The sequence below is a fragment of the Limnohabitans sp. Rim8 genome (assembly GCF_945901735.1).
Lineage (GTDB): Bacteria > Pseudomonadota > Gammaproteobacteria > Burkholderiales > Burkholderiaceae_C > Limnohabitans_A.
In genome coordinates this window covers 73,689-96,904 of sequence record NZ_CAMDLM010000001.1, presented here as the reverse complement: position 1 = coordinate 96,904, position 23,216 = coordinate 73,689, and the positions used below count along the sequence as shown (strand labels likewise).

At 62.3% G+C, this 23,216-nt stretch carries 16 protein-coding genes; 11 read left to right on the top strand and 5 right to left on the bottom strand.

What is annotated here, in order from left to right; translation table 11 throughout:
- Window positions 1-58: 58 nt before the first annotated feature.
- A complete protein-coding gene (locus tag Q0O99_RS00530) occupies window positions 59-4,231 on the bottom strand; it encodes a YhdP family protein (RefSeq protein ID WP_293747438.1) in 4,173 nt (1,390 codons plus the stop codon).
- A gap of 31 nt (window positions 4,232-4,262) precedes the next feature.
- Between Q0O99_RS00530 and glnE the strand changes: the two genes are divergently transcribed.
- The 4 genes from glnE (at window position 4,263) to Q0O99_RS00510 (ending at window position 12,114) form a co-directional block, all read left to right on the top strand.
- A complete protein-coding gene (gene glnE, locus Q0O99_RS00525) occupies window positions 4,263-7,049 on the top strand; it encodes a bifunctional [glutamate--ammonia ligase]-adenylyl-L-tyrosine phosphorylase/[glutamate--ammonia-ligase] adenylyltransferase (RefSeq protein ID WP_293747437.1) in 2,787 nt (928 codons plus the stop codon).
- Between the two features lie 125 nt (window positions 7,050-7,174).
- Window positions 7,175-8,299: an efflux RND transporter periplasmic adaptor subunit gene (locus Q0O99_RS00520; protein ID WP_293747435.1), complete on the top strand. Its 1,125-nt coding sequence runs from the start codon at window positions 7,175-7,177 to the stop codon at window positions 8,297-8,299.
- Between the two features lie 9 nt (window positions 8,300-8,308).
- Window positions 8,309-11,416, top strand: a complete 3,108-nt coding sequence (locus Q0O99_RS00515; protein ID WP_293747433.1) for an efflux RND transporter permease subunit — start codon at window positions 8,309-8,311, stop codon at window positions 11,414-11,416.
- Complete coding sequence (locus Q0O99_RS00510) at window positions 11,413-12,114, top strand: SDR family oxidoreductase (RefSeq protein ID WP_293747431.1); 702 nt, start codon at window positions 11,413-11,415, stop codon at window positions 12,112-12,114. The genes Q0O99_RS00515 and Q0O99_RS00510 overlap by 4 nt, the downstream gene beginning before the upstream one ends.
- Before the next feature lie 40 nt (window positions 12,115-12,154).
- On the opposite strand, the gene Q0O99_RS00505 is transcribed toward Q0O99_RS00510, so the two are convergent.
- Window positions 12,155-13,162 carry a sodium-dependent bicarbonate transport family permease gene (locus tag Q0O99_RS00505; protein WP_293747429.1) on the bottom strand — a complete coding sequence of 336 codons (1,008 nt, stop codon included), beginning with the start codon at window positions 13,160-13,162 and terminating at the stop codon, window positions 12,155-12,157.
- Window positions 13,163-13,246: 84 nt separating this feature from the next.
- On the opposite strand from Q0O99_RS00505, the gene Q0O99_RS00500 reads away from it, so the two are divergent.
- The gene (locus Q0O99_RS00500; RefSeq protein ID WP_293747427.1) at window positions 13,247-14,143 is read left to right on the top strand and encodes a LysR family transcriptional regulator; all 897 of its coding nucleotides are present in this window, start codon (window positions 13,247-13,249) and stop codon (window positions 14,141-14,143) included.
- A 79-nt stretch (window positions 14,144-14,222) separates the two neighbouring features.
- Here the strand turns inward: Q0O99_RS00500 and Q0O99_RS00495 are convergent, their stop codons facing one another.
- From Q0O99_RS00495 to Q0O99_RS00485, 3 genes are all read right to left on the bottom strand, one after another.
- Entirely contained in the window at window positions 14,223-15,329 is a 1,107-nt protein-coding gene (locus tag Q0O99_RS00495) for a hypothetical protein (protein WP_293747426.1), read from the bottom strand.
- Between the two features lie 122 nt (window positions 15,330-15,451).
- Window positions 15,452-16,990: a cryptochrome/photolyase family protein gene (locus Q0O99_RS00490; protein ID WP_293747424.1), complete on the bottom strand. Its 1,539-nt coding sequence runs from the start codon at window positions 16,988-16,990 to the stop codon at window positions 15,452-15,454.
- 38 nt (window positions 16,991-17,028) lie between these two features.
- Window positions 17,029-17,199: a DUF2256 domain-containing protein gene (locus Q0O99_RS00485; protein WP_293747422.1), complete on the bottom strand. Its 171-nt coding sequence runs from the start codon at window positions 17,197-17,199 to the stop codon at window positions 17,029-17,031.
- A gap of 87 nt (window positions 17,200-17,286) precedes the next feature.
- On the opposite strand from Q0O99_RS00485, the gene Q0O99_RS00480 reads away from it, so the two are divergent.
- Genes Q0O99_RS00480 through Q0O99_RS00455 form a run of 6 tightly spaced genes read left to right on the top strand, consistent with a single transcriptional unit; the run spans window position 17,287 to window position 23,206 of the window.
- Complete coding sequence (locus tag Q0O99_RS00480) at window positions 17,287-17,892, top strand: glutathione peroxidase (protein ID WP_293747420.1); 606 nt, start codon at window positions 17,287-17,289, stop codon at window positions 17,890-17,892.
- Window positions 17,893-17,900: 8 nt separating this feature from the next.
- Complete coding sequence (locus Q0O99_RS00475; RefSeq protein ID WP_293747691.1) at window positions 17,901-19,217, top strand: FAD-dependent oxidoreductase; 1,317 nt, start codon at window positions 17,901-17,903, stop codon at window positions 19,215-19,217.
- Window positions 19,214-19,990, top strand: coding sequence for a DUF1365 domain-containing protein (locus Q0O99_RS00470; RefSeq protein WP_293747418.1), 777 nt, complete (start codon window positions 19,214-19,216; stop codon window positions 19,988-19,990). Before Q0O99_RS00475 ends, Q0O99_RS00470 begins: the two co-directional genes overlap by 4 nt.
- Window positions 19,987-21,261, top strand: coding sequence for a cyclopropane-fatty-acyl-phospholipid synthase family protein (locus Q0O99_RS00465; RefSeq protein WP_293747416.1), 1,275 nt, complete (start codon window positions 19,987-19,989; stop codon window positions 21,259-21,261). Before Q0O99_RS00470 ends, Q0O99_RS00465 begins: the two co-directional genes overlap by 4 nt.
- A 5-nt stretch (window positions 21,262-21,266) precedes the next feature.
- On the top strand, window positions 21,267-21,881 hold the full coding sequence (locus Q0O99_RS00460) for a chalcone isomerase family protein (protein ID WP_293747414.1): 615 nt from the start codon (window positions 21,267-21,269) through the stop codon (window positions 21,879-21,881).
- The gene (locus Q0O99_RS00455; RefSeq protein ID WP_293747412.1) at window positions 21,878-23,206 is read left to right on the top strand and encodes an MFS transporter; all 1,329 of its coding nucleotides are present in this window, start codon (window positions 21,878-21,880) and stop codon (window positions 23,204-23,206) included. Before Q0O99_RS00460 ends, Q0O99_RS00455 begins: the two co-directional genes overlap by 4 nt.
- The last annotated feature ends 10 nt before the right edge of the window (window positions 23,207-23,216 follow it).

Genomic DNA, 23,216 nt, shown 5'->3' with positions numbered 1-23,216 from the left:
ATTGTCCTGCACCCATGGTGCCTGCCGTTTTTAGACGATGGGGTCTGGGCGGTGCAGATCAAGGTGGGGTTTTAGGCCCAGGGGGTGTTGCCGGGCTGGGCTCCACCCGAGTGACCTGGGGGTTGGCCCAACTGCCGTCAATCAAAAATTCCTGCGCCGAGGCGCGTGACAAAGGATTTTGCAAGAGCCATTGGGCGATGAAAGCGGTCAGGCCCACCACCGGGTTCACGGCCAGTCCCGCCACCAAAGAGGCCGTTCCGGCATCCACAATGGGCAAGATTTGTGCGCGCAACTTCTGGGTTTCGCGGGCGATGTCGGCTGAGCCGTCCAATTGCACCAGGGCATTGACGCCCTTGATTTGCAAGTTGCGAGTGTTGGCCATGCCATGCACGATGGTCACGTCCCCTTGGACCGAGTCAAAAGCAAAACCCTGTGCAAACACATCCCGGAAATCGAGCAGCAAGCGCCTGGGCAAGGCCTGCAGGCTCAGCACGCCTAGCAGCTTGGCGACCCCGGGATCGGCCTTGAGGAACTGGCCTCGCCCCATGCGCACATCCAGGTGGCCGTTCAGGCTGGGGTAATGCGGACTCAGTGGCGAGCCTTGCCAACTGACCATGCCTTCGATTTGGCCCGTGCCGCCGCGCAAAGCCTCGGGCGTGCCCAACCGGGTCAACAAGGCCCCGGCGTCTTGCACGTCCAGCACGAAACTCATTTCGGTTTTGCGCCAGGGGCTGCCTTCGCGGGCCGCCAGCCAGCGGCCTGTGCTGCGCAGCGTGGCCTCGGGTAAATCGATGTTGAACTTCTTCAGTTGCCACTCGCGCGCGGCTGGGGTTTGGGTCAGCGCCTTGTCGGTGTTGACCGCTTCGATCTCGACGCGTCCGAGTTGTTTGCCGCGCAGCTCCAGCGCGTCCACCACGATGTCCAGCGCGGGCAGGCTGACGGGGGGTGCTTCGAGCAGGCTTTCGACCTCGCGGGCGCTGCTGGGCGGTAAATTCAGATGGCTCAGTCGGGCGAACAATTGGCCGGCTGGGTCGGTTTGGCCGGGCAAGGCCGGGTCAAAGGCCACATGGCCGCTGAGCTCGGCCGCCTTGATGTTGACCCGCCAGCGCCCTGCTTCGTAGGTGCCACCTGCTTGCACTTGGTGCAATTGGCGGCCGTTTGCCATCACGCTGTTGGCTTTCAGACCCATGCGAGAGGGCAAGTAGTCTTGCCATGCCGGGGCTTGCGGCGCTTTGCCGGGCGCAGGCTTTGGCGGTGCTGCAGGCAGCAAGGCCAGCCACTCGTCCACCACCAGCCGGTCCACGTCCACGTTGGCCGTGACGCCGGTGTCGGGCACAGTCGGCATGTTGTCGGGCAACACGCCCAACCCCAAACGGCCGCGCAGCACGCGCGGTGTGACAGCGCTCAAATCGCGCACATACATCAGCCGCGCCGTGTCGCCCAAGCTCAGCTCGATCTCATCTTGCGGCCCAGTTGGGGTCAGTCGCGAGCGAACCTGCAGGGCCAGTGTTTTTTCCATGTTTGCGGGTTTGCCCAAGGGGGCGGGCAGTTGCAAGCCCAAACCACCCAGCCGGCTGTGTACCGTCAGCTGGGGCAGGCCTTGGTGCCAGGCCAGGCGGGCGCTGTAGTCGGTGGCGCCGCTGACGTGCCGGGCCAGCAGGTTCAGTGGGGCGATGTCGTGTGCCGACTGCAGTCCTGCCGCGCTCACGCGGCCTTGGGCCTTGAAGGCCATCTGGGGGGTCGTTGGGGTGGTGGTACGGGTGTCAGGGTCGGTTGCTTGCATGCCGCCGTCGATCACAGCTGGCCCGCCCAGCAAAGTGGCCTGCATCTGGCGAACTTCAAAACCGCGTTCGTGGAACTGCAGCGTGCCGCGCAGCTTGTTCAGCCAGGGTGTGCCTGGCAGCATGCGCAGGTCGTTGCCATCGAACTGCACGCTGCCTTGGACGCGCGTGCCGGGCAGGTCCAGCAGGGGCAGTTGCAAGGCAAAGCGTGTGAGCAAGGGGCCGCTGGCCTGGGCGGGCTGCAGCGCACCTGAAAGCAGCGCGTCCAGTGGCGACTGCCGCACCCAGTCCAACAGCAGTGGTGCATCGGCCAGGCTCTGGGCCTGCACGCGCAGCACGGGTTGATGCACCATGTCGGCGATGTCCACCGAGGCGGCCTTCAGTTCGATGGCCTGCGCGCCCTCGCCCACCCGGGCGCTGGCATCGCGCAGTTGCATGCCCAAGCGGTCAAAAGTCAAACGGCCTTGCAAAGCACGCAGGCGTGGCCAGAGCATTTCACCCGGGTTCGCCAGTGACGCCGGGACCATGTTCAGTTCGGCGTCTTTCAATTCGCCAGCAAACAGAAATATGCCGTCCTCGGGCTTGGCAAAGGGCAGTTTGTCCAGATCTCCCTGGATCTGAACCTTCACATCTTCGTATTGGCCCTGCGTCAGCGCATCGCGCAGGTAGTGGCGCACCTCGGGTGGCAGATTCAAAGGCAGGTAACGGTGCACGGCGGCCGCTTGCGCCCGCTGTATACGCCCTTGCAATGTCAACATGCCGGGGCCCAGGCCATGGGGGGCAGGTCGCCACTGGCCTTGCCATTGGCCCTGCAGGTCAGCGTTGGCCAGACTCAGTGACCATTGCGGCACATGCCAGCGCCCAGCAGGGCTGTGACGGTCTGTTTCTCGGGCCCAGCGCACACTGGCTTTGAGTTGGTGCAATGGCACTTCGGCTGGCTCCAAAAGGCCCGGCAGCCACAGCGCGCTGTCCGCACCGGTTTGCAAATCCAGTCGGCCGCCGCTGGGGTTCAGCGCCAAAGTCAATTGACCGCCGCGCAGGCCCGGTACGTCGGCACCCGGCAGCGCTCCCCAGACGGCCACCGCCGCTGATCCGGGCTGCCAACTCAGGCCCTCCACCTTGGCCTGAGCTTCCTGGATGTCGGGCTGGGCCCAGTCGCCTTGCCAGCGCAGGTTCAAGGATGTGACCCGGCCTCTGAGATCGCGCGCTTTCAAAGCCGTGTGCCATTGAGGTGACAGCGCCGCCCCCAGGGGCAGGCGCAAGGCCAGGGCTTGCAACGCCTCTAAATTCAATTGACTCGCCTGGAGTTGGCCCTGGGCCGGGCGAGCGCCTTGGGCGTGCGTGTAGTCCAGCGACAATTGGCCCTCTGGCCAGTGAAGGCCCTGTTCGCTGACGAAGCGCAAATCCTGGGTTTCGGCTACAAAGCCCTCAGCATGCACCTGCAGCCCCAGTCGACCCGACAGGCTTTGCAAAGCCAGGGTGGCGGTGTCTGCACTGAGTTGGGCCTGCAGGTTTTTCAAGTCCACCTCGGCCAGACCGCCGCGCCACTGGCCCTGCTGGACATCGGCCCACAAGCGCAAGCGCCCCTGACCTTGCAAAGGTCTGGTTTCTGCAGGCAAGCCGGTGGGCATTTGCAGCGCATGTTGGGTCCAAGGGGCCATGTCCAGTTGCGGAAAGTGTGCAAAGGCCTGGCCTGACCAATCGCTCATTCGCCCCGGGTGCAGGGACAGCAAGCCGCGTTTGAACTGGCCCATCAGCACAAAGCGCTCGCCCCATTCATGGGGCGGCGTGGCGTCCAGGCGCAGCAGGTGTTGCCGGGCGGTGTTGCGGATCACCAGGTCCACTTCGCGCAGGATCAAAGGGGTGGGTGGGGCGTTGTCCTTGTCTGGCGAGGTGTTGATTCCAGTGTCCGGCCCATGCCAGTTCACTTGAGCGCCCCGCACCACCACTTCGCGCTGGCCAAACAACCAGTCGGCCGCAGCCGAGTTTTCTGTGGGCGAGGCCCCCCATGCCATTCCGGCGATCTGCCACTGGCCATCGGCGCTCAGGCGCAGTGTCAGCTCGGGCGCATCCAGCACCAGTTGGTCCAGCTTCCCCAGCGCTGCTGAGCGCAGGCTGAGCGCCACCAGCACCTTGGGCAGGCGCAGCCCGGCTCGGCCTTGGTCGTCCAGCAGCTCGATGTCACGCAGCTCAAAAGAGGGTACCCAGCCGGTGCTTTGCGCCGACACGCCACCGATGCGCACCGGTACACCCAGCGATTGGCGGGCAAGGCTTTCAAGCGCGGGGCGAAACTCGGCGATTCGCGGCACAATCCAAAAATGCAGTGTCGCCCAAGCCAGACCCAACACCAGCCCGGCGACCAGCAACCCCCATAAAACAAACCGAACAGCCCGCACCAGCCAAGGGCTCAGCAGGGCTTCGGTGGGGGGCCAAATGGGTGAAGACGACACAAACGCATGAATTAGAAAGTCAGCAGGAATTATGACCCGCAGCCCGTCCATCGACGACCGTTCTGATCCCACCCCCCCGATTGTTTCGCCCTCCGGTGTGCCCAGCCCTGTGGATTTGACGCTTGATTTGCCACTTTATTCGCGCTTTGTGCAGCGCCTGCACCGCCGCTACGCCGATGAACTGCCGCTGCTGCCGCCCGGCCCCGCGACCCGCGACAGCCTGAGCGCCGCTTACGCAGCTTTGCAGTCCCGGGGCCTGGACACCAGCGCGGCCTTGCGCATTTTGCGCCAACTCACACTCGAGCGCCTGGCCCAGCTGGACTGCACGGGACAGGCCAATTTGGAAACGGTCACGCACGGCATGACCTGGCTGGCCGAGGTCACGCTCGACATTGCTTGGCAGCAAGTCTTGGCCGATCTGGACGGCTTGCACGGCGCACCCACCAAAGCCGGCGGCCAGCGTGCCGAGATGTGGATCGTGGGCATGGGCAAGCTGGGCGCACGCGAGCTGAACGTGTCGAGCGACATCGATTTGATTTATGTCTACGACGAAGATGGCCAGACGCTGGGCAACAGTGAAGGCCGCAACAAAGTGTCGTGCCAGGAGTACTTCACCCGAGCCGTCAAGCGCATGTACGCCCTGATTGGTGACACCACCGAACACGGCTTTGTGTTCCGGGTCGATTTGGCGCTGCGCCCCAACGGCAACTCTGGACCCAGCGTGGTCTCGCTCGACGCCCTGGAAGAGTATTTGCTGGTGCAAGGCCGCGAGTGGGAGCGCTTTGCCTGGATGAAAAGCCGCGTGGTTGCGCCCCGAAGTGCCATGCTCAATGGCTCGGCCCAGGCGCTGCGAGCGGTGGTGCTGCCGTTTGTGTTTCGCCGATATCTGGACTACAACGTGTTCGAGTCGCTGCGCACGCTGCACCAGCAAATCCGTGACCATGCAGCCAAACGCAGCGCAGGCCATCCGGAGCGTGCCAATGATGTGAAGCTGTCACGCGGCGGCATCCGCGAGATCGAGTTCACTGTCCAGCTGCTCCAGGTGGTGCGCGGTGGCCAGTTCCCCGAAATGCGCACCCGCCCCACCTTGGACGCGTTGCAGCGTGTGGCCAAAGCCGGGCTCATGCCGCAGGCCACGGCCGACGCCCTGAGCGCGGCTTATGTGTTCTTGCGTCAGGTAGAGCACCGCATCCAGTACCTGGACGACCAGCAAACCCATGTGTTGCCGACCCGCGACGATGACCTGGCCTGGATTGCGCAGACGCTCGGATATGCCAGCACCTGCAGCTTCTTGAGCGCGCTGGACGCACACCGCGAAGGGGTGGCGCAAGAGTTCGACACCTTGCTCGGCGGTGACCGTGATTGCAAAACCTGCAACGGTAAAAATGGCAAGAACGGCCATGGCCGCGAACATGCCGAGCTGGATGCGGTGCTGACCGACTTCAAAGGGCGAGTACGTGAGCGCTTGGCGCAGTGGACCGATAACCCGCGCGTGCTGGCCCTGCGCGACGATGCACGCGGGCGGCTCATGCGTTTGCTTCAGCGCACCGCCCAGTGGCTGAACGAAGGCCGCATCAGCGAAGTGGCGGTGCTGCGCATGGCCGACTGGATCGAACCGCTGCTTCGCCGCGAAAGCTATTTGGCCCTGATGCTGGAGCGCCCCTCGGTTTACGAGCGCCTGCTCCGACTGCTGGGTGCGGCCAAGTGGCCCGCGCGCTATTTGTTACAGCACCCGGGCGTGATCGACGAGCTCGCGGGAGGCAACTTGTTTGATGCTCGCTTTGACGCCGCCGAGTTTGAAGTTGAGCTGCAAGCGCGACGGGCCGCCCTGCAGCGCACGGGCGAAGACGACGAAGAAAGCTTGATGAACCTGCTGCGCCGCGCCCACCATGCCGAGCAGTTCCGAACCTTGGCCCGAGATGTGGAAGGCGTGCTCACGGTGGAGCAAGTGGCCGACGACCTGAGCGCCCTGGCCGACGCCGTGCTGCGCGTGACCGCTCGCTGGTGCTGGGAACGACTCAAAACCCGCCACCGCGACGAACCGGCGATGGCCACCATCGGCTACGGCAAATTGGGCGGCAAAGAACTGGGCTACGGCAGCGACCTGGACATTGTGTTTGTGTACGACGACGAAGATGAACGCGCCCAGGAAATCTACGCCGCTTACGTGCGCAAAATGATCAACTGGATGACGGTCAAAACCGCCGAAGGTGATCTGTACGAAATCGACACCGCCCTGCGCCCCAATGGCAACTCGGGCCTGCTCGTTACCCGCTTTGAGGCCTACGCCGATTACCAGCAGCAACGCGGCAGCAACACCGCCTGGACCTGGGAGCACCAGGCCATGACCCGCGCCCGTTTTGTCATGGGCTGGCCCAGCCTGGCCCCCCGCTTTGACGCCGTGCGCCACGCCGTCATCAGCGCCCCGCGCGACGCCGCCAGCCTGAAGGCCGAGATCGTGGCCATGCGCGAACGCGTGCGTCAGGGCCATCCGGTCAAAGCCAACCTCTTTGATGTGAAACACAGCCCCGGTGGCATGGTGGACGCCGAGTTTGCTGTTCAATATTTGGTGCTCTTGCACACGGCCGCGCATCCCGCGCTGGCCGACAACGTGGGTAACATCGCCTTGCTCATTCGCGCCGAAGTGGCGGGATTGCTGCCCATGGGACAAGGCCAAGCAGCGGCCAATGCTTATCGAGAGATGCGTCGCCTGCAACACCGTGCGCGCTTGAACGAAGAGCCCACCCAGGTGGACCCAGCCTCGCTCAGCACAGCGCGTGATGCGGTGTTGGCGCTGTGGCGCTTCGTCATGCAATGAGGGTGTTTTGCGCATCAGCCCGGGTCCGCGGTATGGCCTCAATGTGACTGAGGACACTCAGAGCGGTCATTGCCAAGCGCTAAACTTCAAAAGCGCTGGCATGGCGCATCGCAAAGAGAAAAGTCATGAGAAAAAACGGTGTTGGAATGTGGGCTGTCCTTGGGTTGTGGGGCGCATTGGTGGGCATGGTCTGCGCGGCTGAGCCTGCCAAATTACCCGGTGCCAGCAAACCCTCGCTGACGGTGACGGTCACCACGCCCCAAATGACAAGTCTGGCTCAAAAAATCAACGCCAACGGCAACTTGGCCGCTTGGCAAGAAGCCATCATCGGTGCCGAAGCCAATGGCCTGAAGATCACCGAGGTGCGTGTGAACGTGGGCGACCGGGTGCAGCGCGGTGACGTGTTGGCCAGTTTGCAGTCCGATACCCTGCGCGCCGAGTTGGCGCAGGCCGAAGCGGCCCTCACCGAAGCCACAGCCAGTGCGCAAGAGACCAAAGCCCAATCCGAGCGCGCCCGCAGCTTGCAGCAGCAGGGCTTTTTCAGCAACGCGCAGTTGAGCCAGACCTTGGCCGCCGACGCCTCGGCACAAGCGCGTGTGCAGTCGGCACGTGCCATGGTGCAGCTGCAAACCGTGCGCTTGTCGCAAACCCAGGTGCGTGCGCCCGATGCGGGCGTGATCTCGGCGCGCCAAGCCACAGTGGGCAGCGTGGTGGGCGCGGGCACCGAGTTGTTCCGATTGATCCGCCAGGGCCGCATCGAGTGGCGCGCTGAAGTGACCGCTGCCGAGATTGGCCGCATCCAAGTGGGCGCGGCGGTGCAGATCAAAGCCGCCAGCGGCCAGCTGCTGCAAGGCAAGGTGCGCATGCTCGCACCCTCGGTCGATGCGCAAACCCGCAACGCCATTGTTTATGTGGACTTGCCCGCCGCCACCGGCAGCGCCCGTGCGGGCATGTACGCCCAAGGCGAGATCGCGCTGGGCCAAAGTCAGGCGCTCACCGTGCCGCAAAGCGCCGTGGTGGTGCGCGATGGTTTCAGCTACGTTTACACCGTGGGGGCCGACCAAAAAGTCAGCCAGCTCAAAGTGCAAACTGGACGCCAAAGTGGCGACCGTGTCGAGGTCACCAGCGGCCTGAAAGCCGATGCCCGCGTGGTGGCCAGTGGCGGTGCATTTTTGAACCACGGCGACACGGTGCGTGTGGTGGATGCGCCAGCCGCTCAAGCCGCTCCCGCTGCCCCCGCTACCCAATAAAGAGACGCCATGATCAACGTCTCTTCCTGGTCAATCCGCAACCCGATTCCGGCCGTCATGCTGTTTGTGTTGCTGACGGTGGCCGGCTTCATCGCCTTCGGATCGATGAAGGTGCAAAACTTTCCGGATCTGGACGTGCCCACCATCAGCGTCACCGCCAGCTTGCCCGGTGTGGCGCCCTCTCAGCTCGAAACCGATGTGGCCCGCAAACTCGAAAACGCGCTGGCCCCGCTGCAGGGCCTGAAGCACATCACCACCAAGGTGCAAGACGGCGTGGTGTCGATCACGGCCGAGTTCCGCATGGAAAAGCCCAGCCAGGAGGCGGTGGACGATGTGCGCTCGGCCATCCAGGGCGTGCGGGCCGACTTGCCCGGTGACCTGCGCGACCCGGTGGTGCAAAAGCTCAACCTGGCGGGCGCGCCCGTGTTGGCCTACACCGTGCGCTCGCCGCGCATGGACGATGAGGCTTTGTCATGGCTGGTCGACAAAGAGATTACCCGCAAGCTCTTGTCGCTGCGAGGCGTGGGTGCGGTCAACCGCGTGGGCGGTGTGACACGCGAGGTGCGCGTGGCACTCGATGTGAACCGCCTGCAGTCGCTGGGCATCACGGCGGCTGAGGTGTCGCGCCAGCTCAAGCAGGTGCAGCAAGAAGGCTCGGGGGGGCGCATGGAGTTGGGCGCGGGCGAGCAGCCCGTGCGCACGCTGGCCACAGTTAAGACGGCGCAAGAGGTGGGTCAAATCGAGCTGGCCACATCGCGTGGTGGACGCGTGCGTTTGGACCAAGTGGCCACGGTGAGCGATACCTTGGCCGATGCCCGATCGGCCGCCAGCCTGAACGGCAAGCTCGTGGTGGGTTTTGAGGTGGTGCGCAGCAAAGGCGAGAGTGAAGTGGCCGTGGGCCGTTTGGTGCGTCAGGCCCTGGCCGACTACCGACTGCAAAACCCCGACATCGAGATCACCGAAGCCTTTGACTTTGTGACGCCGGTAGAAGAGGAATACGAGGGTTCTCTTGTGCTGCTGTACGAGGGCGCAATTTTGGCGGTGCTGGTGGTGTGGTTGTTCTTGCGCGACTGGCGGGCCACCTTTGTCTCGGCGGTGGCGTTGCCGCTGTCGGTCATTCCGGCCTTCATCGGCATGGCGTATCTGGGCTTTTCCATCAACGTGGTGACCTTGTTGGCGCTGTCTTTGGTGATTGGCGTGCTGGTGGACGACGCGATTGTCGAGGTGGAAAACATCGTGCGCCATTTGCGCATGGGCAAATCGCCCTACCAGGCGGCCATGGAAGCGGCTGACGAAATTGGCCTGGCTGTGATCGCCACCACCTTCACCTTGATCGCGGTGTTCTTGCCCACGGCATTCATGAGCGGCATTCCGGGCAAGTTCTTTAAGCAGTTCGGCTGGACGGCGTCGCTGGCGGTGTTCGCCTCGCTGGTGGTGGCACGGGTGCTCACGCCCATGATGGCGGCGTACATCCTCAAACCCATCGTCACCGCCGCGCACGAACCCGGCTGGCTCAAGCGCTACATGGTCTGGGCCACTTGGTGCATGCGGCACCGCCTGGTCACCATGGTCTTGGCCACGCTGTTTTTCATCGGCTCCATCATGCTGGTGCCGCTGCTGCCCAAGGGCTTCATTCCGCCCGACGACAACTCGCAAACCCAGGTCTATGTGGAGCTCCCCCCCGGCTCCACACTGGCCCAAACCCAGGCCAGTGCCGAAAACGCCCGCACGCTCTTGATGACGGTGAATGATGTGAAAAGCGTCTACACGACGATTGGCGGCGGCAGTGCGGGCTCTGACCCGTTTGCCGGCAGCGGCGCGGCCGAAGTGCGCAAGGCCACACTCACCATCCAGCTGAGTGAGCGCGGCACACGACCGCGCAAGCAAACCATTGAAAACGACATCCGCACCGCGTTGCAGCAACTGCCCGGTGTGCGCACCAAGGTGGGCTTGGGCGGGTCGGGCGAGAAATACGTGCTGGTGCTCACCGGCGAAGACCCGCAGGCCCTGCAAACCGCGGCCATGGCGGTGGAGCGCGACCTGCGCACCATACAAGGCCTGGGGTCGATTGCGTCCACCGCCAGCCTGGTGCGCCCCGAGATCGCGGTGCGCCCCGACTTTGCCAAAGCCGCCGATTTGGGCGTGACCAGCGCCGCCATCAGCGACACCTTGCGTGTGGCCACGTTGGGCGACTACGGCCAGGCGTTGCCCAAGCTCAATTTGTCGGAACGCCAAGTGCCCATCGTCGTCAAACTGGGTGACGAGTCGCGGCATGACCTGGCCACGCTGGAGCGCCTGATGGTGCCCGGCAGCCGGGGCCCCGTCATGCTGGGCCAAGTGGCCAGCATCGAGGTGGCGGGCGGTCCGGCCGTGATCGACCGCTATGACCGCCAGCGCAACATCAACTTCGAGATCGAGCTGTCGGGCATGCCGCTGGGCGACGTGACGCAAGCGGTGCAACAACTGCCCGCGCTGCAAAGCCTGCCACCGGGCGTGAAGATCGTCGAGGTGGGTGATGCCGAAGTCATGGGCGAACTCTTTGCCAGCTTTGGCTTGGCCATGACGATTGGCGTGCTGTGCATCTACATCGTGCTGGTGCTGCTGTTCAAGGGCTTCTTGCACCCCGTCACGATTTTGGCGGCGCTGCCGCTGTCCTTGGGCGGCGCGTTTGTGGGTTTGCTGATCGCTGACAAAAGCTTTTCCATGCCCTCGCTCATTGGCCTGATCATGCTCATGGGCATCGCCACCAAAAACTCGATCTTGCTGGTGGAATACGCCATCGAAGCGCGACGCGGCAAACCCGCCGAGGGCGATCATCCTGCTGTGCCCGGCATGAGCCGCTGGGATGCGATGCTGGACGCGTGCCACAAACGTGCCCGGCCGATTGTCATGACCACCATTGCCATGGGCGCGGGCATGTTGCCGATTGCCGTGGGCTGGGGCGCGGCCGATTCGAGTTTCCGCTCGCCCATGGCCGTTGCTGTGATCGGCGGCCTGCTCACCAGCACCCTGCTTAGCTTGTTGGTGATTCCCGTGGTGTTCACTTACCTCGATGATGTGGGCCAGTGGTCTGGCAAGATGTTGAGGAAACTGACACAAGCAAGGAGCAAAGCATGAGCAACAAAGTGGCGATGGTGGTGGGTGGTGGCAGTGGCATGGGCGCTGCGGCGGCCCGCAAGCTGGCGCAAGATGGCTTTCAGGTGGCGGTCATGTCTTCGTCCGGCAAGGGCGAGGCGCTGGGCCGTGAATTGGGCGGCTTGGGGCTGACCGGCTCGAACCAGTCGAGCGAAGACCTGCAAAAGCTGGTCGATCAAACCATGGCGCGCTGGGGCCGCATCGACGTGCTGGTCAACAGCGCAGGCCACGGCCCCAAAGGCCCTGTGTTGGAGCTCACCGATGCGCAATGGCACTTGGGGCTCGACATGTATTTTCTGAACGTGGTGCGCGCCGTGCGTCTGGTGGCGCCCATCATGGTCCAGCAAAAATCGGGGTCCATCGTCAACATCTCCACCGCCTGGGTGGTCGAGCCCAGTGCGATGTTCCCGACTTCGGCTGTGGCCCGCGCGGGGTTGGCCGCTTTCACCAAACTCTTTGCCGACGAGCATGCGGCGCACCAGGTGCGCATGAACAATGTGCTGCCCGGCTGGATCGACAGCCTGCCCGCCCAAGAGCAGCGCCGCCAAAGTGTGCCCATGCAGCGTTACGGCACCAGTGAAGAAGTGGCCGCGACCATCGCCTTTTTGGCCTCGGATGCTGCGGCCTACATCACGGGCCAGAGCCTGCGCATTGATGGTGGGTTGATGCGTTCGATTTGATGCAGCTGGGCGCGCAGTCAAAAAACATGTTGTGCTGTCCTCACATCAAAACCGCTTGTGCTGTCGCCAAATAGACCGGGATGCCCAGCACGATGTTCAGCGGAAAGGTCAGCCCCAGGCTCAGACCGAAATACAGCGCAGGCTTGGCTTCGGGCAAGGCGCTGCGCAGCACGGCGGGCACGGCAATGTAAGAGGCGCTGGCGGCCAACACCATGAGCAAGGCGCCATCGCCTGCGCTCAGTTTCAAGACGACCGCCAGACCCAGGGCCAGTGCCGCGTGCACGATGGGGCCGAGCACGGCATAGGCGATCAGCACGGGCGACTGGCCTTTGACCTGCGGCAGGTTGCGCGCGGCCATCAAGCCCATGTCGAGCAGGAAGAAGGCCAACATGCCCTTGAAGAGGTCCACCGAGAAGGGGGCCATCGCCTCTTGGCCCGCTTCGCCGGTGATCAGGCCGATCACCATGGCCCCCAACAGCAGCAACTGCGCGCCATCGGTGAAGGACTCGTGCAGGATCTTGCCCACCGAGGCACCATGGGGCGCGGCAGACCCACCCGGCGCAGCCCCGCCCCCCGCTGGTGTCATGCCCCCTGGGGCCTTTTTTTGCCGCAGTGAATTGGCCACCACCACCGCCAGGATGATGGCGGGCGACTCCATCAAGGCCATGGCCGCGGCCATGTGCCCGCCATAAGGCACGCCTTGGTTTTCCAGCGTCTGCACCGCCGTGACAAAGGTCACCGCGCTCACCGAGCCGTAAGTGGCCGCCACAGCGGCCGCGTCAAAGCCGGAGACAAAGCGCCGCAGCACGGCGTAACCGATGAGCGGGATGACGATGGCCAGCGCCACAGCAGCGGCCAAGCTGATGCCCACGCTGGCCGTCAGGCCCGATTGCGACAGCGCAAAGCCCCCTTTGAGGCCCAGAGCCATCAACAGGTAGAGCGACAAAAAGCGGGAAATGGCGGGGGGGATTTCAAGGTTGGATTTGACGGTGCCCGCCAGCACGCCGAAGATGAAAAAGAGGATGGCGGGGTCGATCAAATTTTGCATGCATGTATTCCTTGCGCCGATCATAGAAACAGACGGGATGCTTGTAAAATCGATTCTTTACCCATTGACTATAGATAAAAGTCTATGAATGTCAGCTTCCGACAATTGCGCCTTTTTCTGGCTTTGGCCGAAACCGGCAGCGTCAGCGCCGCAGCCAAGATGATGCATGTCACCCAGCCCACCGCCTCCATGCAACTCAAGGACATGGCTGTGGCCGTGGGCCTGCCGCTGTATGAGTTGGTGGGCAAAAAACTTTACTTGACCGAGATGGGCCAAGAGTTGGCACAAACCGCACGCGCCGTGGCACACACCTGGGATGCTTTTGAACAAAACGTGGACGCGGCCAAGGGTTTGTCGCGCGGCAAGTTGCGGGTGGCGGTGGTCAGCACGGCCAAGTACTTCATGCCGCACCTGATCGGCAGCTTTTGCAAGCGCCATCCCGCCATTGATGTGTCACTGGAAATATTGAACCGCGATGGTGTGGTGCAACGCTTGCAGGGCAACCTGGACGACTTGTACATCATGTCCATGCCGCCCAAGGACATGGATTTGGGCGACGAGGCCTTCATGCCCAACCCGATCGTGGTGATCGCGCCCACATCCGACCCCTTGGCCAAACGCAGCGCTGTGCCTTTGCAAGAGTTGGTGCAGCGCCGCTTCATCTTCCGAGAAAAAGGCTCAGGCACACGCATGGCGGGTGACCAGTTTTTCCGGCAGATGAAGTTCCTCCCCGACGTGCGCTTGGAACTGGGCAGCAACGAGGCCATCAAGGAATCGGTGGCCGGTGGGCTGGGTGTTGGCGTCGTCTCGCGCCATGCCCTGCATGGCCATCAAAAAGAAAACGGCGTGAGTGTGATCGACGTGCAGGGCTTTCCCCTGCCCTCGGCCTGGCACATCGTTTACCCCGCAGGCAAAAAGCTGTCACCGCTTGCGCTGGCCTTCAAGCAGCATGTGCTCCAGCAGATCAGTCGGCGCAAATGACGGTTGCAGGGGGAGGTGAATGTGGGGTCATCCAGGGTGGCCGTGACGCGTGAAGCCCAGGTTGACCCACAGTCATGCCTCATCGGTGAACCGGCAGATTCAAAGTCCGAAATGCATTTTCAAAGGCGGGGCCCAAGCGGAAGGCACGGTCTGACAAAGAGGGCGATGTCAGGGGCGTTTGTTGCAAGCAGCGGTGGATGGCTTGCACCATGGCTTGGACATCGTCGATCGGGGTGAACACCACCAGATCTTCCCAATCGGCGTGTTGGCCTTGATCGGTGGCGGCTTCAGAAACGACACGCGCGCCCAAAGACAGGCATTCACAAATGCGCGTACTTTCGAGCAAGGCGTTGTCGTAATAGTGGATGTTGACCACCACCTTGGCATGCGCCATGGCACGCCACAGGTCTTTGCCATACAAGCTGCGTTCTGCCCGCACGTCAAAGTGCTCGCTCAGCACCTTGAGAAAAGCCTGTCTTCTTTTGTTTTTCAAGTCGCCATAAAACAGCACATCGCATGTGCGCGCGCTGCCTGAGTCGGTGACACCGCTTGAAAATTCGGCGCCAGGGTAGTGGGGCACTGGCGACAAGGGGACATGAAAAAGCATGTCGGCGGGGAGGCCTTGCTGAATCAAAAACTGGATGTTTTGCGCCGAGTAATCAAAAACCGCCACCGAGTTGTAAAGGATTTTCAAATAGTCGGGGGTGAACCACCGGGGATGGACGGACTGCTCCATTTGAAAAACGATGCGTTTTTCGCGCGGGGGCAAATGCGAAAACATTTGTGGGCAAATGACCAAGTACACATCTTCAGGAAAATCATCGGGCATGTCGTATTCGGTGCGCACCGCAAAACCCATAGCGTGCGCATGGGTCTGCAAGGCGTGCGCCACAAAAGTGGTGGCGCGTGTGCACACGATGACCAGCGTGCGTGCAGAGCCCAAGCTTTTTTGATCAAGGATGCGTTGGCGACGCAAAGGCCAATCGTTTGTGGGTGAGGGCGCTGGGTTTTGCAGGGCCTGAAGAAGCCATGCACGAAAAGCCGGGTGAATGTCTCCTGCATGCGGCCATATCCATGGTTTGAACAGGGAGCGCGGTGCCAGTTGGGCGTCAAAGACCAGCGATTTCAACCAGGTACGGGGCTTGCCGTTGGCATGAAAACCAATTTTTTTCAACAGACGGGCCATGTTTTGATTTCAGCTGACGCACACAAAGAAGTTTGTATTGTCACCAGAAACGCACGGGGATCATCGACCTGCGTTTTGGCCTTGCGAAGGCCATGCGCCCGAAGACGGCGGCGTCCGGGCTTTTACACCCCGTCCAACCCCGCACGCGTTGCATCCGCCTGCGCCCCGATCTGCGCTTTGTCTTCTTCACTCATGCGGCCCACATGCTTGACCATCAGCGCCGTGCGTGGGTTACCGGCAAAGTCTGGCTCGTGGCGGATCAAAAAGTCCCAATACAGCGTGGTCATGGGGCAAGCGTTGGGGCCGGTGCGCACTTCGGGTTGGTAGCGGCAGCCTTTGCAGTAGTTGCTCATGCGGCTGATGTACTGGCCGCTCGCCACATAGGGTTTGCTGGTGAAGCGCCCGCCGTTGGCGTGCAGGGCCATCCCTAGAGTGTTGGGCGTTTCCACCCATTCCACGGCGTCGACGTACATGGCGCGGTACCAGGCACTGACCTGTTGCGGCGACAGCCCCGCCAGCACGGCAAACTGCCCGGTGACCATGAGGCGCTGGATGTGGTGGGCGTAGCCGTGTTGCAGGCTTTGGCCAATGGTGGCTTGCATGCAGGCCATGTGCGTTTGGCCTGTCCAGTACCAAGCGGGCAAGTCGCGCGTGTGGCCATAATGGTTGGCCTCGGCCATGTGCGGCATGTCCAGCCAATACACCCCGCGAATGAACTCGCGCCAACCCAGCACTTGGCGAATGAAGCCTTCCACGCTGGCCAGAGGCAAGCCGCGTGCGTGGTAAGCCTCTTCTGCCGCTGTGATGACTTCACGGGGGTTGAGCAGGTGCAGGTTCAAGCTGCTGCCCACCAGCGCGTGCCAACCAAAAGGCAGCGTGGTCCACATGGCGTCTTGCCAAGCGCCAAAGTTTTCCAGGCGCTGCTCGATGAAATGTTGCAGTGCCAGCAAGGCGTCTTCTCGGGTCATGGGCCAGGCAAAGTCATCCAGGCTTCCTGGGTGGTTGGCATAGCGCGCGCGCACCAGCGTGATCACGTCTTGCGTGACGCGGTCCGGCGCAAAGCGGGCAGGCGGCGGCACGGTGCCCGGGCCTTTGGCCCCAAAGCCTTTGCGGTTCTCGGCATCAAAATTCCATTGGCCGCCTATGGGCTCTTTGCCGGCCATCAAGATGCCGTGGCGTTTGCGCATCTCGCGGTAAAAGAACTCCATGCGCAGCTCTTTTTTGTCGCCTGCCCATTTGGCAAATCCGGCGCGGCTGCACAAAAAGTGCGTGTCATCCACCCAGCGCAGCAGGACTTGGGCTTGCTTGGCCGCGTCTTCGATGAGCCTTTCCATGCGCCAAGCCCCGGTTTCCATCACCACCAGGGCTTTGGGGCGTTGGTCTTGCAGCGCTTGGGCCAAGCGGCCTGCAAAGTCGGGGGGCAGTTCGGCGTCGTTCACCTTCATATAAGTACAAGGCCAACGGCGGCGGTGCGCTTCGTTGGCAAAGTGCCGCATGCCCGACAAGAAAATCGCGATCCGGGCTTTGTGGTTCCAGACTTCGCCCGCTTCGCTGTCGGCCTCGATCATCAAGAGCCGGTCTTGCGCCGGGTCAAAATCGGCCAAGGCTGGGTTGTCCCAGCCCAGCTGGTCGCCCAAAACCAATATCAGGTGACGTGTCATGCTTTGTCTTTAGTGGGAGGGGTGTTCAGGATGGGGGGTCATGTACCGGGGGTCTTAGACTTGCCTGCCCTGCAACGGTCGCTGCAGTACAGCACACTGTCCCAATTTTTGGCCCAGCTTTTGCGCCAGCTCATGGCCCGGCCACAAACGGCACAAGGTTTTTGCGGCAAATCCTGTTTGTTCCCTTTAAAACCCGAGGGTTTGGGCATGTGCGTCTCCAATGAAAAAGGGCTGGCGTGACAATATAATCAAACAAGTTTAAACTGACCAGTCATAAAATAGGTTTTCAAGTGCAGATGAACCACTCTTCGGTAAAACAATGGGGCATTAATCTGGTGCTCATCGCCTTGGCCGCCATGCTGGGTTTGGTGCTGGAAACGGCGCAAGCCAGCCCGCAAACGGCTGTTCAGGCGCCCACCTGCCCTGCCGTTCTGAACCACAGCTTTGACCGCCTGCAAGACGAAAAGCCGCAGTCACTCTGTCAGTACGCGGGCAAGGTGGTGCTGGTGGTCAACACCGCCAGTTTTTGTGGTTTCACCTCGCAATACAAAGGCCTGGAAGCGTTGAACACCCAATACAAAGACCGTGGCTTGGTGGTGCTGGGCTTTCCTTCGAACGACTTTGCTCAGGAAAAAGGCAGCAACAAAGACATTGCCGACTTTTGCGAGAGCTCCTTTGGCGTGAAGTTTCCTATGTTCACCAAAACCCAGGTCACCGGCGATGGTGCAGCCCCATTATTCAAGCAGCTCACCGCCCAAACCGGCCAAAAGCCCCGTTGGAACTTCCACAAATACCTGATTGGCCGTGACGGCAAGGTCATTGACCAGTACAGCAGCATGACGGGGCCGGAAAGCAAAACGCTGTTGTCCGCCATCGACACAGCGCTGAAAGCCAAACCATGAGCCGACGCATGAAACTGGCCATCGTGGGGTCTGGCATTTCCGGTCTGGCCGTGGCCCACACCCTGAAAGACCATGCTGACATCACCGTGTTCGAGGCGGGCGACTACTTTGGCGGCCACACCCACACGGTGGACATCACCCTGCCCACACCCAAGGGCCCGATCACGCATGGCGTGGACACGGGTTTTCTGGTGTTCAACGAACGCACCTACCCCAACCTGATCAACCTGTTTGCCGAGCTGCAGGTTGAAACCGCGCCGTCCAACATGTCTTTTTCGGTCAAGGTGCCGGGAGCGGTGAATGGCAAGACGCTGGAGTGGAGCGGCACCGACCTGAACAGCGTCTTCGCCCAGCGCAGCAACTTGGTCAACCCGCGGTTTTGGCGCATGTTGGCCGATGTGATGCGCTTCAATGCGCTGTGCACACGCATCGCCAATGCCCAGCGCGAACAAGACCTGCAGCAGCCGCTGGTCGAATTTTTTCGCACGCACAAGTTCAGCGCGTCTTTTCGCGATTGGTATTTCCTGCCCATGCTGGGCTGCATCTGGAGTTGCCCGACCGACCAGATGCTGCAATTTCCGGTGGCCACCATGATCCGGTTTTGCCACAACCACGGCCTGATCCAGGTGACCAACCGCCCGCAATGGTTCAGCGTGGTGGGGGGTGCACGCCACTACGTTGAGAAAATTCTGGCGGGTGTACACGACAAGCGCCTCAGCACCCCGGTGCGCCTGATCGAGCGCGACGCGCAAGGCGTGCGTATCATCACCGACGGTCATGCCGAACGCTTTGACGAAGTGGTGATCGCCACCCACACCGACCAGGCGCTGGGCCTGCTGCGCGAGCCCTCAAGTGAGGAGCGCAAGGTGTTGGGCGACATCCGTTACCAAGACAACCGGGCTGTTCTGCACACCGATGCCAGCGTTTTGCCGGCCAATCCCAAGGCCTGGGCCGCCTGGAATTACGAGCGCGCAGCCAGCACCGAGCGCGAGTCCTCGCGCGTGTGCCTGCATTACCTGATCAACCTGTTGCAAATCATCCCTTTTGCCCAGCCCGTGGTGGTGTCGCTCAACCCATTGCAGCCCATCGACCCGGCCACCATCGTGGGCGAATACGACTACGCGCACCCGGTGTTTGACCTCAAAGCGATTGACGCGCAAAAACGCGTGCCTTGGCTGCAAGGCCAGCACCACACCTGGTATGCCGGGGCCTGGACGGGTTACGGCTTTCACGAAGACGGCCTCAAGTCGGGCCTGCAAGTGGGCCGCGCTCTGCTCAAGCAAATCCACGAGCAAGGCGGCCTTCAGGAAAAACTGGCCGCATGACCTCAGTCACCGCACTCATTGGCTTGGGCCAAGTGCGCCACACGCGTCACCGCCCGGCCCACCACGCGTTCGTCTACCCGACCGCTTTTTTGATGCTGCCCATGCGCAGCTTGCAAGCGGGTGTGTGCCGCACCGATCTGGCCATCAACCGACGCGCCTGGTTTGCCTTTCACGATACCGACCACGGCGATGGCCGTCCCGCCGAGACCGGCGGGTCCTTGGCTTGGCTCGATGCCTTGCTGGACAAAGAAGGCGTCGAGGACGCCACAGGCGAGGTATGGTTACAGGCCTTTCCGCGGGTGTTGGGTCATGCCTTCAAGCCCGTGAGCTTTTGGTACGCACACCGCGCCGATGGCAGCCTGGCTGCCATCGTGGCCGAAGTGAACAACACCTTTGGAGAGCGGCATTGTTACCTGTTGCCCGAGCCGCACTACGGCCAAACGATTTTGGCCCACAAGGTGTTCCATGTCTCGCCCTTTTGCGATGTGCAAGGCGAGTACCGCTTTCGCTTCATGCGCACGCAGCACAACGGTCAAGACCGCATCGTGGCACGTGTGGACCATGGCGACGCCGATGGCCCCTTGATCGACACCAGCTGGAGCGGCGTGCTCGAGCCCGCAACCGCCGCCGCTTTGCACCGCGTGATGTGGCGCTATCCGCTGCTCACACTGGGTGTGGTGGCCCGCATCCACTGGCATGCGCTCTTGCTGTGGTCGAAAAAAGTACCGTTTTGGCGCAAGCCCGAGCCACCCCGCGATTTTGTGACCCGATGAACACTGGACCCCACCGGATGCCGCCCTCCATGAAGACCGCCGACAACGCCCAAGCCTTGGGCCACCGCACCACCAGCATTTCGCACGCCAGCCTGCCCAAAGCCGCTGCACGTCTGCTCAGCCTGTTGACGCGCCTGAAAATCGGCACGCTCACGGTGCACGCGCCCGATGGCAACAACCAGGTTTTTGGCACGCACGAGGCCCCGTTTGCCGCTTTGCACATTCACCGCTGGGACATGTGCGCCGAGGTGCTGAAATCGGGTGACATTGGTTTTGCCGAGGGCTATATGGCGGGCGACTGGACCACACCCGACCTGGCCGCTTTGCTGCGCCTGACCATTGCCAACCGTGACCACATTGAAAGTGCCATTTTCGGCCACTGGCTGGGGCGTTTGTTCTACCGCATCAAGCACCTGCTCAACCGCAACAACCGCAGCAACAGCCGCAAAAACATCCATGCCCATTACGACCTGGGCAATGCTTTTTATGAGCTGTGGCTGGACGGCACGATGAACTACTCATCGGCCTGGTTTGACGGTGACCGCACTAAAGACATGGCCGAGGCCCAAAAAGCCAAGGTGCGCCGCGCCCTGCGCATGGTCAATGCCCAACCCGGCGACCGGGTGCTGGAGATCGGCTGCGGATGGGGCGCTTTGGCCGAAGCGGCCACCACCGAGTTTGGGGCCCACATCACCGGCGTGACCTTGTCCACCGAGCAGCTGGCTTTTGCCAACGCCCGCATGCAATCGCTTGGCGTGCAGCCAAAAGCGGATTTGCGCCTGCAAGACTACCGTGACATCCAAGATGGGCCTTACGACGCGGTGTGTTCGATCGAGATGATTGAGGCGGTGGGTCAGGCGTATTGGCCCACTTACTTTCAGACTATCCACCGCATGCTCAAGCCTGGTGGGCGTGCCTGCGTCCAAAGCATCACGATCGACGACCGGTTTTTTGAGCGTTACTTGCAATCGACCGATTTCATTCAGCAGTACATCTTTCCGGGCGGTTGTTTGCCCAGTCCCGGCGAGTTCCGCAAACAAGCGCAAGCCGCTGGCTTGCAGGTGGTCGATGAGCTGAACTTCGGCCCCGATTACGCCGAGACGTTGCGCCGCTGGCGCGAGAGCTTCATGTCGCAGCTGGCCAGCGTGCGAGCGCTCGAATTTGACGACCGCTTCATCCGCCTGTGGTCCTTCTATCTGGCGTACTGCGAAGCGGCTTTCGACGAAGCCAGCATCGATGTGATCCAGTTCACCTTGGCCAAACCCGGCTAATGCCCATGCACACCTCACTGACAACCCGCGCCAAGTCCTGGTTGCTGCTGAACGGCTGGCGACACGGCTTTTTTCTGGTCTTGTGGGGCGGCTTGTTGGGCGCAGCACAAGCGCAAACCACCAGCGTGACCAGCCCCAACGCGGCCTACAGCCGCCCCGAAGTGGCGGGCCTGGGCGGCGTGGTGCCTACCGCGCCGGTGCGCCTGCGGGTTTGGGGATTTGAGGTGTATGACGCCAGGTTGTGGACGCCCCGGGGTTTTCGGCACAGTCAGGCCATGCAACAAGCCTTTGCCCTGGAGCTGCAATACCTGCGCAAACTGGAAGGCGCTGCCATTGCCAGCCGGTCGATTGACGAGATGCGGCGCCTGGGCAGCTTCACCGATGCGCAAGCGCAAAGCTGGCTGTCAGCCATGCGCGAGATGTTTCCCAACGTCAGCGCGGGTGAGCGCATCACTGGCATCAACCTGCCCGGTGAGGGGGCCGAATTTTGGGTCAATGGCCAGCGCGTGGGCGTGGTCAAAGACGTGAATTTCGCACGCTTGTTTTTTGGCATCTGGCTTGACGAACGGACCTCTGAGCCCAAGATGCGTGCGCAACTGTTGCAAGGCCTGCAACCATGAATGACTTGGCCGCGGTGAGCCCCAGCGTTTTGCAGCGCAAGACCTCGGCCGCCTATGGCTTGTTGGGCTTGCCTTTGGCGTTTGTGGCTTTGCCGGTGTATGTTCATTTGCCCAATGTGTACGCCCAGCAGTACGGTGTGCCCCTGGCGGCACTGGGTGCGGTGCTGTTGCTCAGCCGCAGCATCGACGCGGTGGTGGATCCGTGGCTTGGGCGTTGGGGCGACAAGTTGTACCGCCACTCGTGGCAGGCCGTGTGGCTGGCGGCGGTGTTGATGGCGCTGGCCGTGGCGCTGGGTTTTGCGGCTTTGTTTTTTCCGCCTGCGGCGGCCCTGTCGCCCACGGGTTTGCTGGTGTGGGTGGGCGCAGCGCTCACGCTCAGCCACTTGGCCTACAGTGGGTTGGGCATCTTGCACCAAGCTTGGGCGGCGCGGCAAGGCGGCGGGGGCATGGCGCAAAGCCGCTGGGTGGCTTGGCGCGAAGGGTTTGCATTGATCGGGGTGTTGCTGGCGTCCGCCCTGCCCGCGCTGTGGGGCTGGGGGCCGACCACGGCCTTGCTGGTGCTCATGCTGGCGCTGGGCTTGTTCTCTTGGCGGCGGGTTGCGCGCAGCGCCTTGGCATCGACCACCGCGCTGGTGCCCGGGCTTGCGGTCGGCAGCCTTTGGCAGCCGTGGCAGCACGCGGGCTTTCGCCGGCTGTTGATGGTGTTCATGCTCAATGGCCTGGCCAGCGCCGTGCCCGCCACGTTGGTGCTGTTTTTTGTGCAAGACCTGTTGCAAGCGCCTAAAGCCATGGAGCCGCTGTTTCTGGGTTTGTATTTCGCCGCCGGGGCGCTGTCGTTTCCGCTGTGGCTCAAGGTGATCGACCGCATTGGCCTGCTGCGGACCTGGGCCATGGGCATGACTTTGTCGGTGTTGGCTTTTGTGAGTGTCATCACATTGGGCGCAGGCGACACCACCGGCTTTTTGGTGGTGTGTGCCTTGTCGGGCATGGCGTTGGGCGCTGACCTCACCGTGCCCGGTGCACTGCTCAACCAACTGATCGACCGCTGCGGTGAGCGCGGCCGCACAGACGGCGCGTTCATGGGCTGGTGGAATTTGGCCACCAAACTCAATCTGGCTCTGGCCGCCGGGCTGTCTTTGCCATTGCTCGGCTTGTGGGGTTATGCCCCGGGGCAGCAGGGTGCCGATGCCGTGTTGGCGCTGGGCTTGGCTTACGGCCTGCTGCCTTGCGTGCTCAAGCTTCTGGCCGGACTGGCTTTGTACGAGGGCCTGATGCGTCGCCCCGATTTGATGTCGGGTCCTGACCTGGCCCACCCTTCGGCATGAGCCGCTTTGA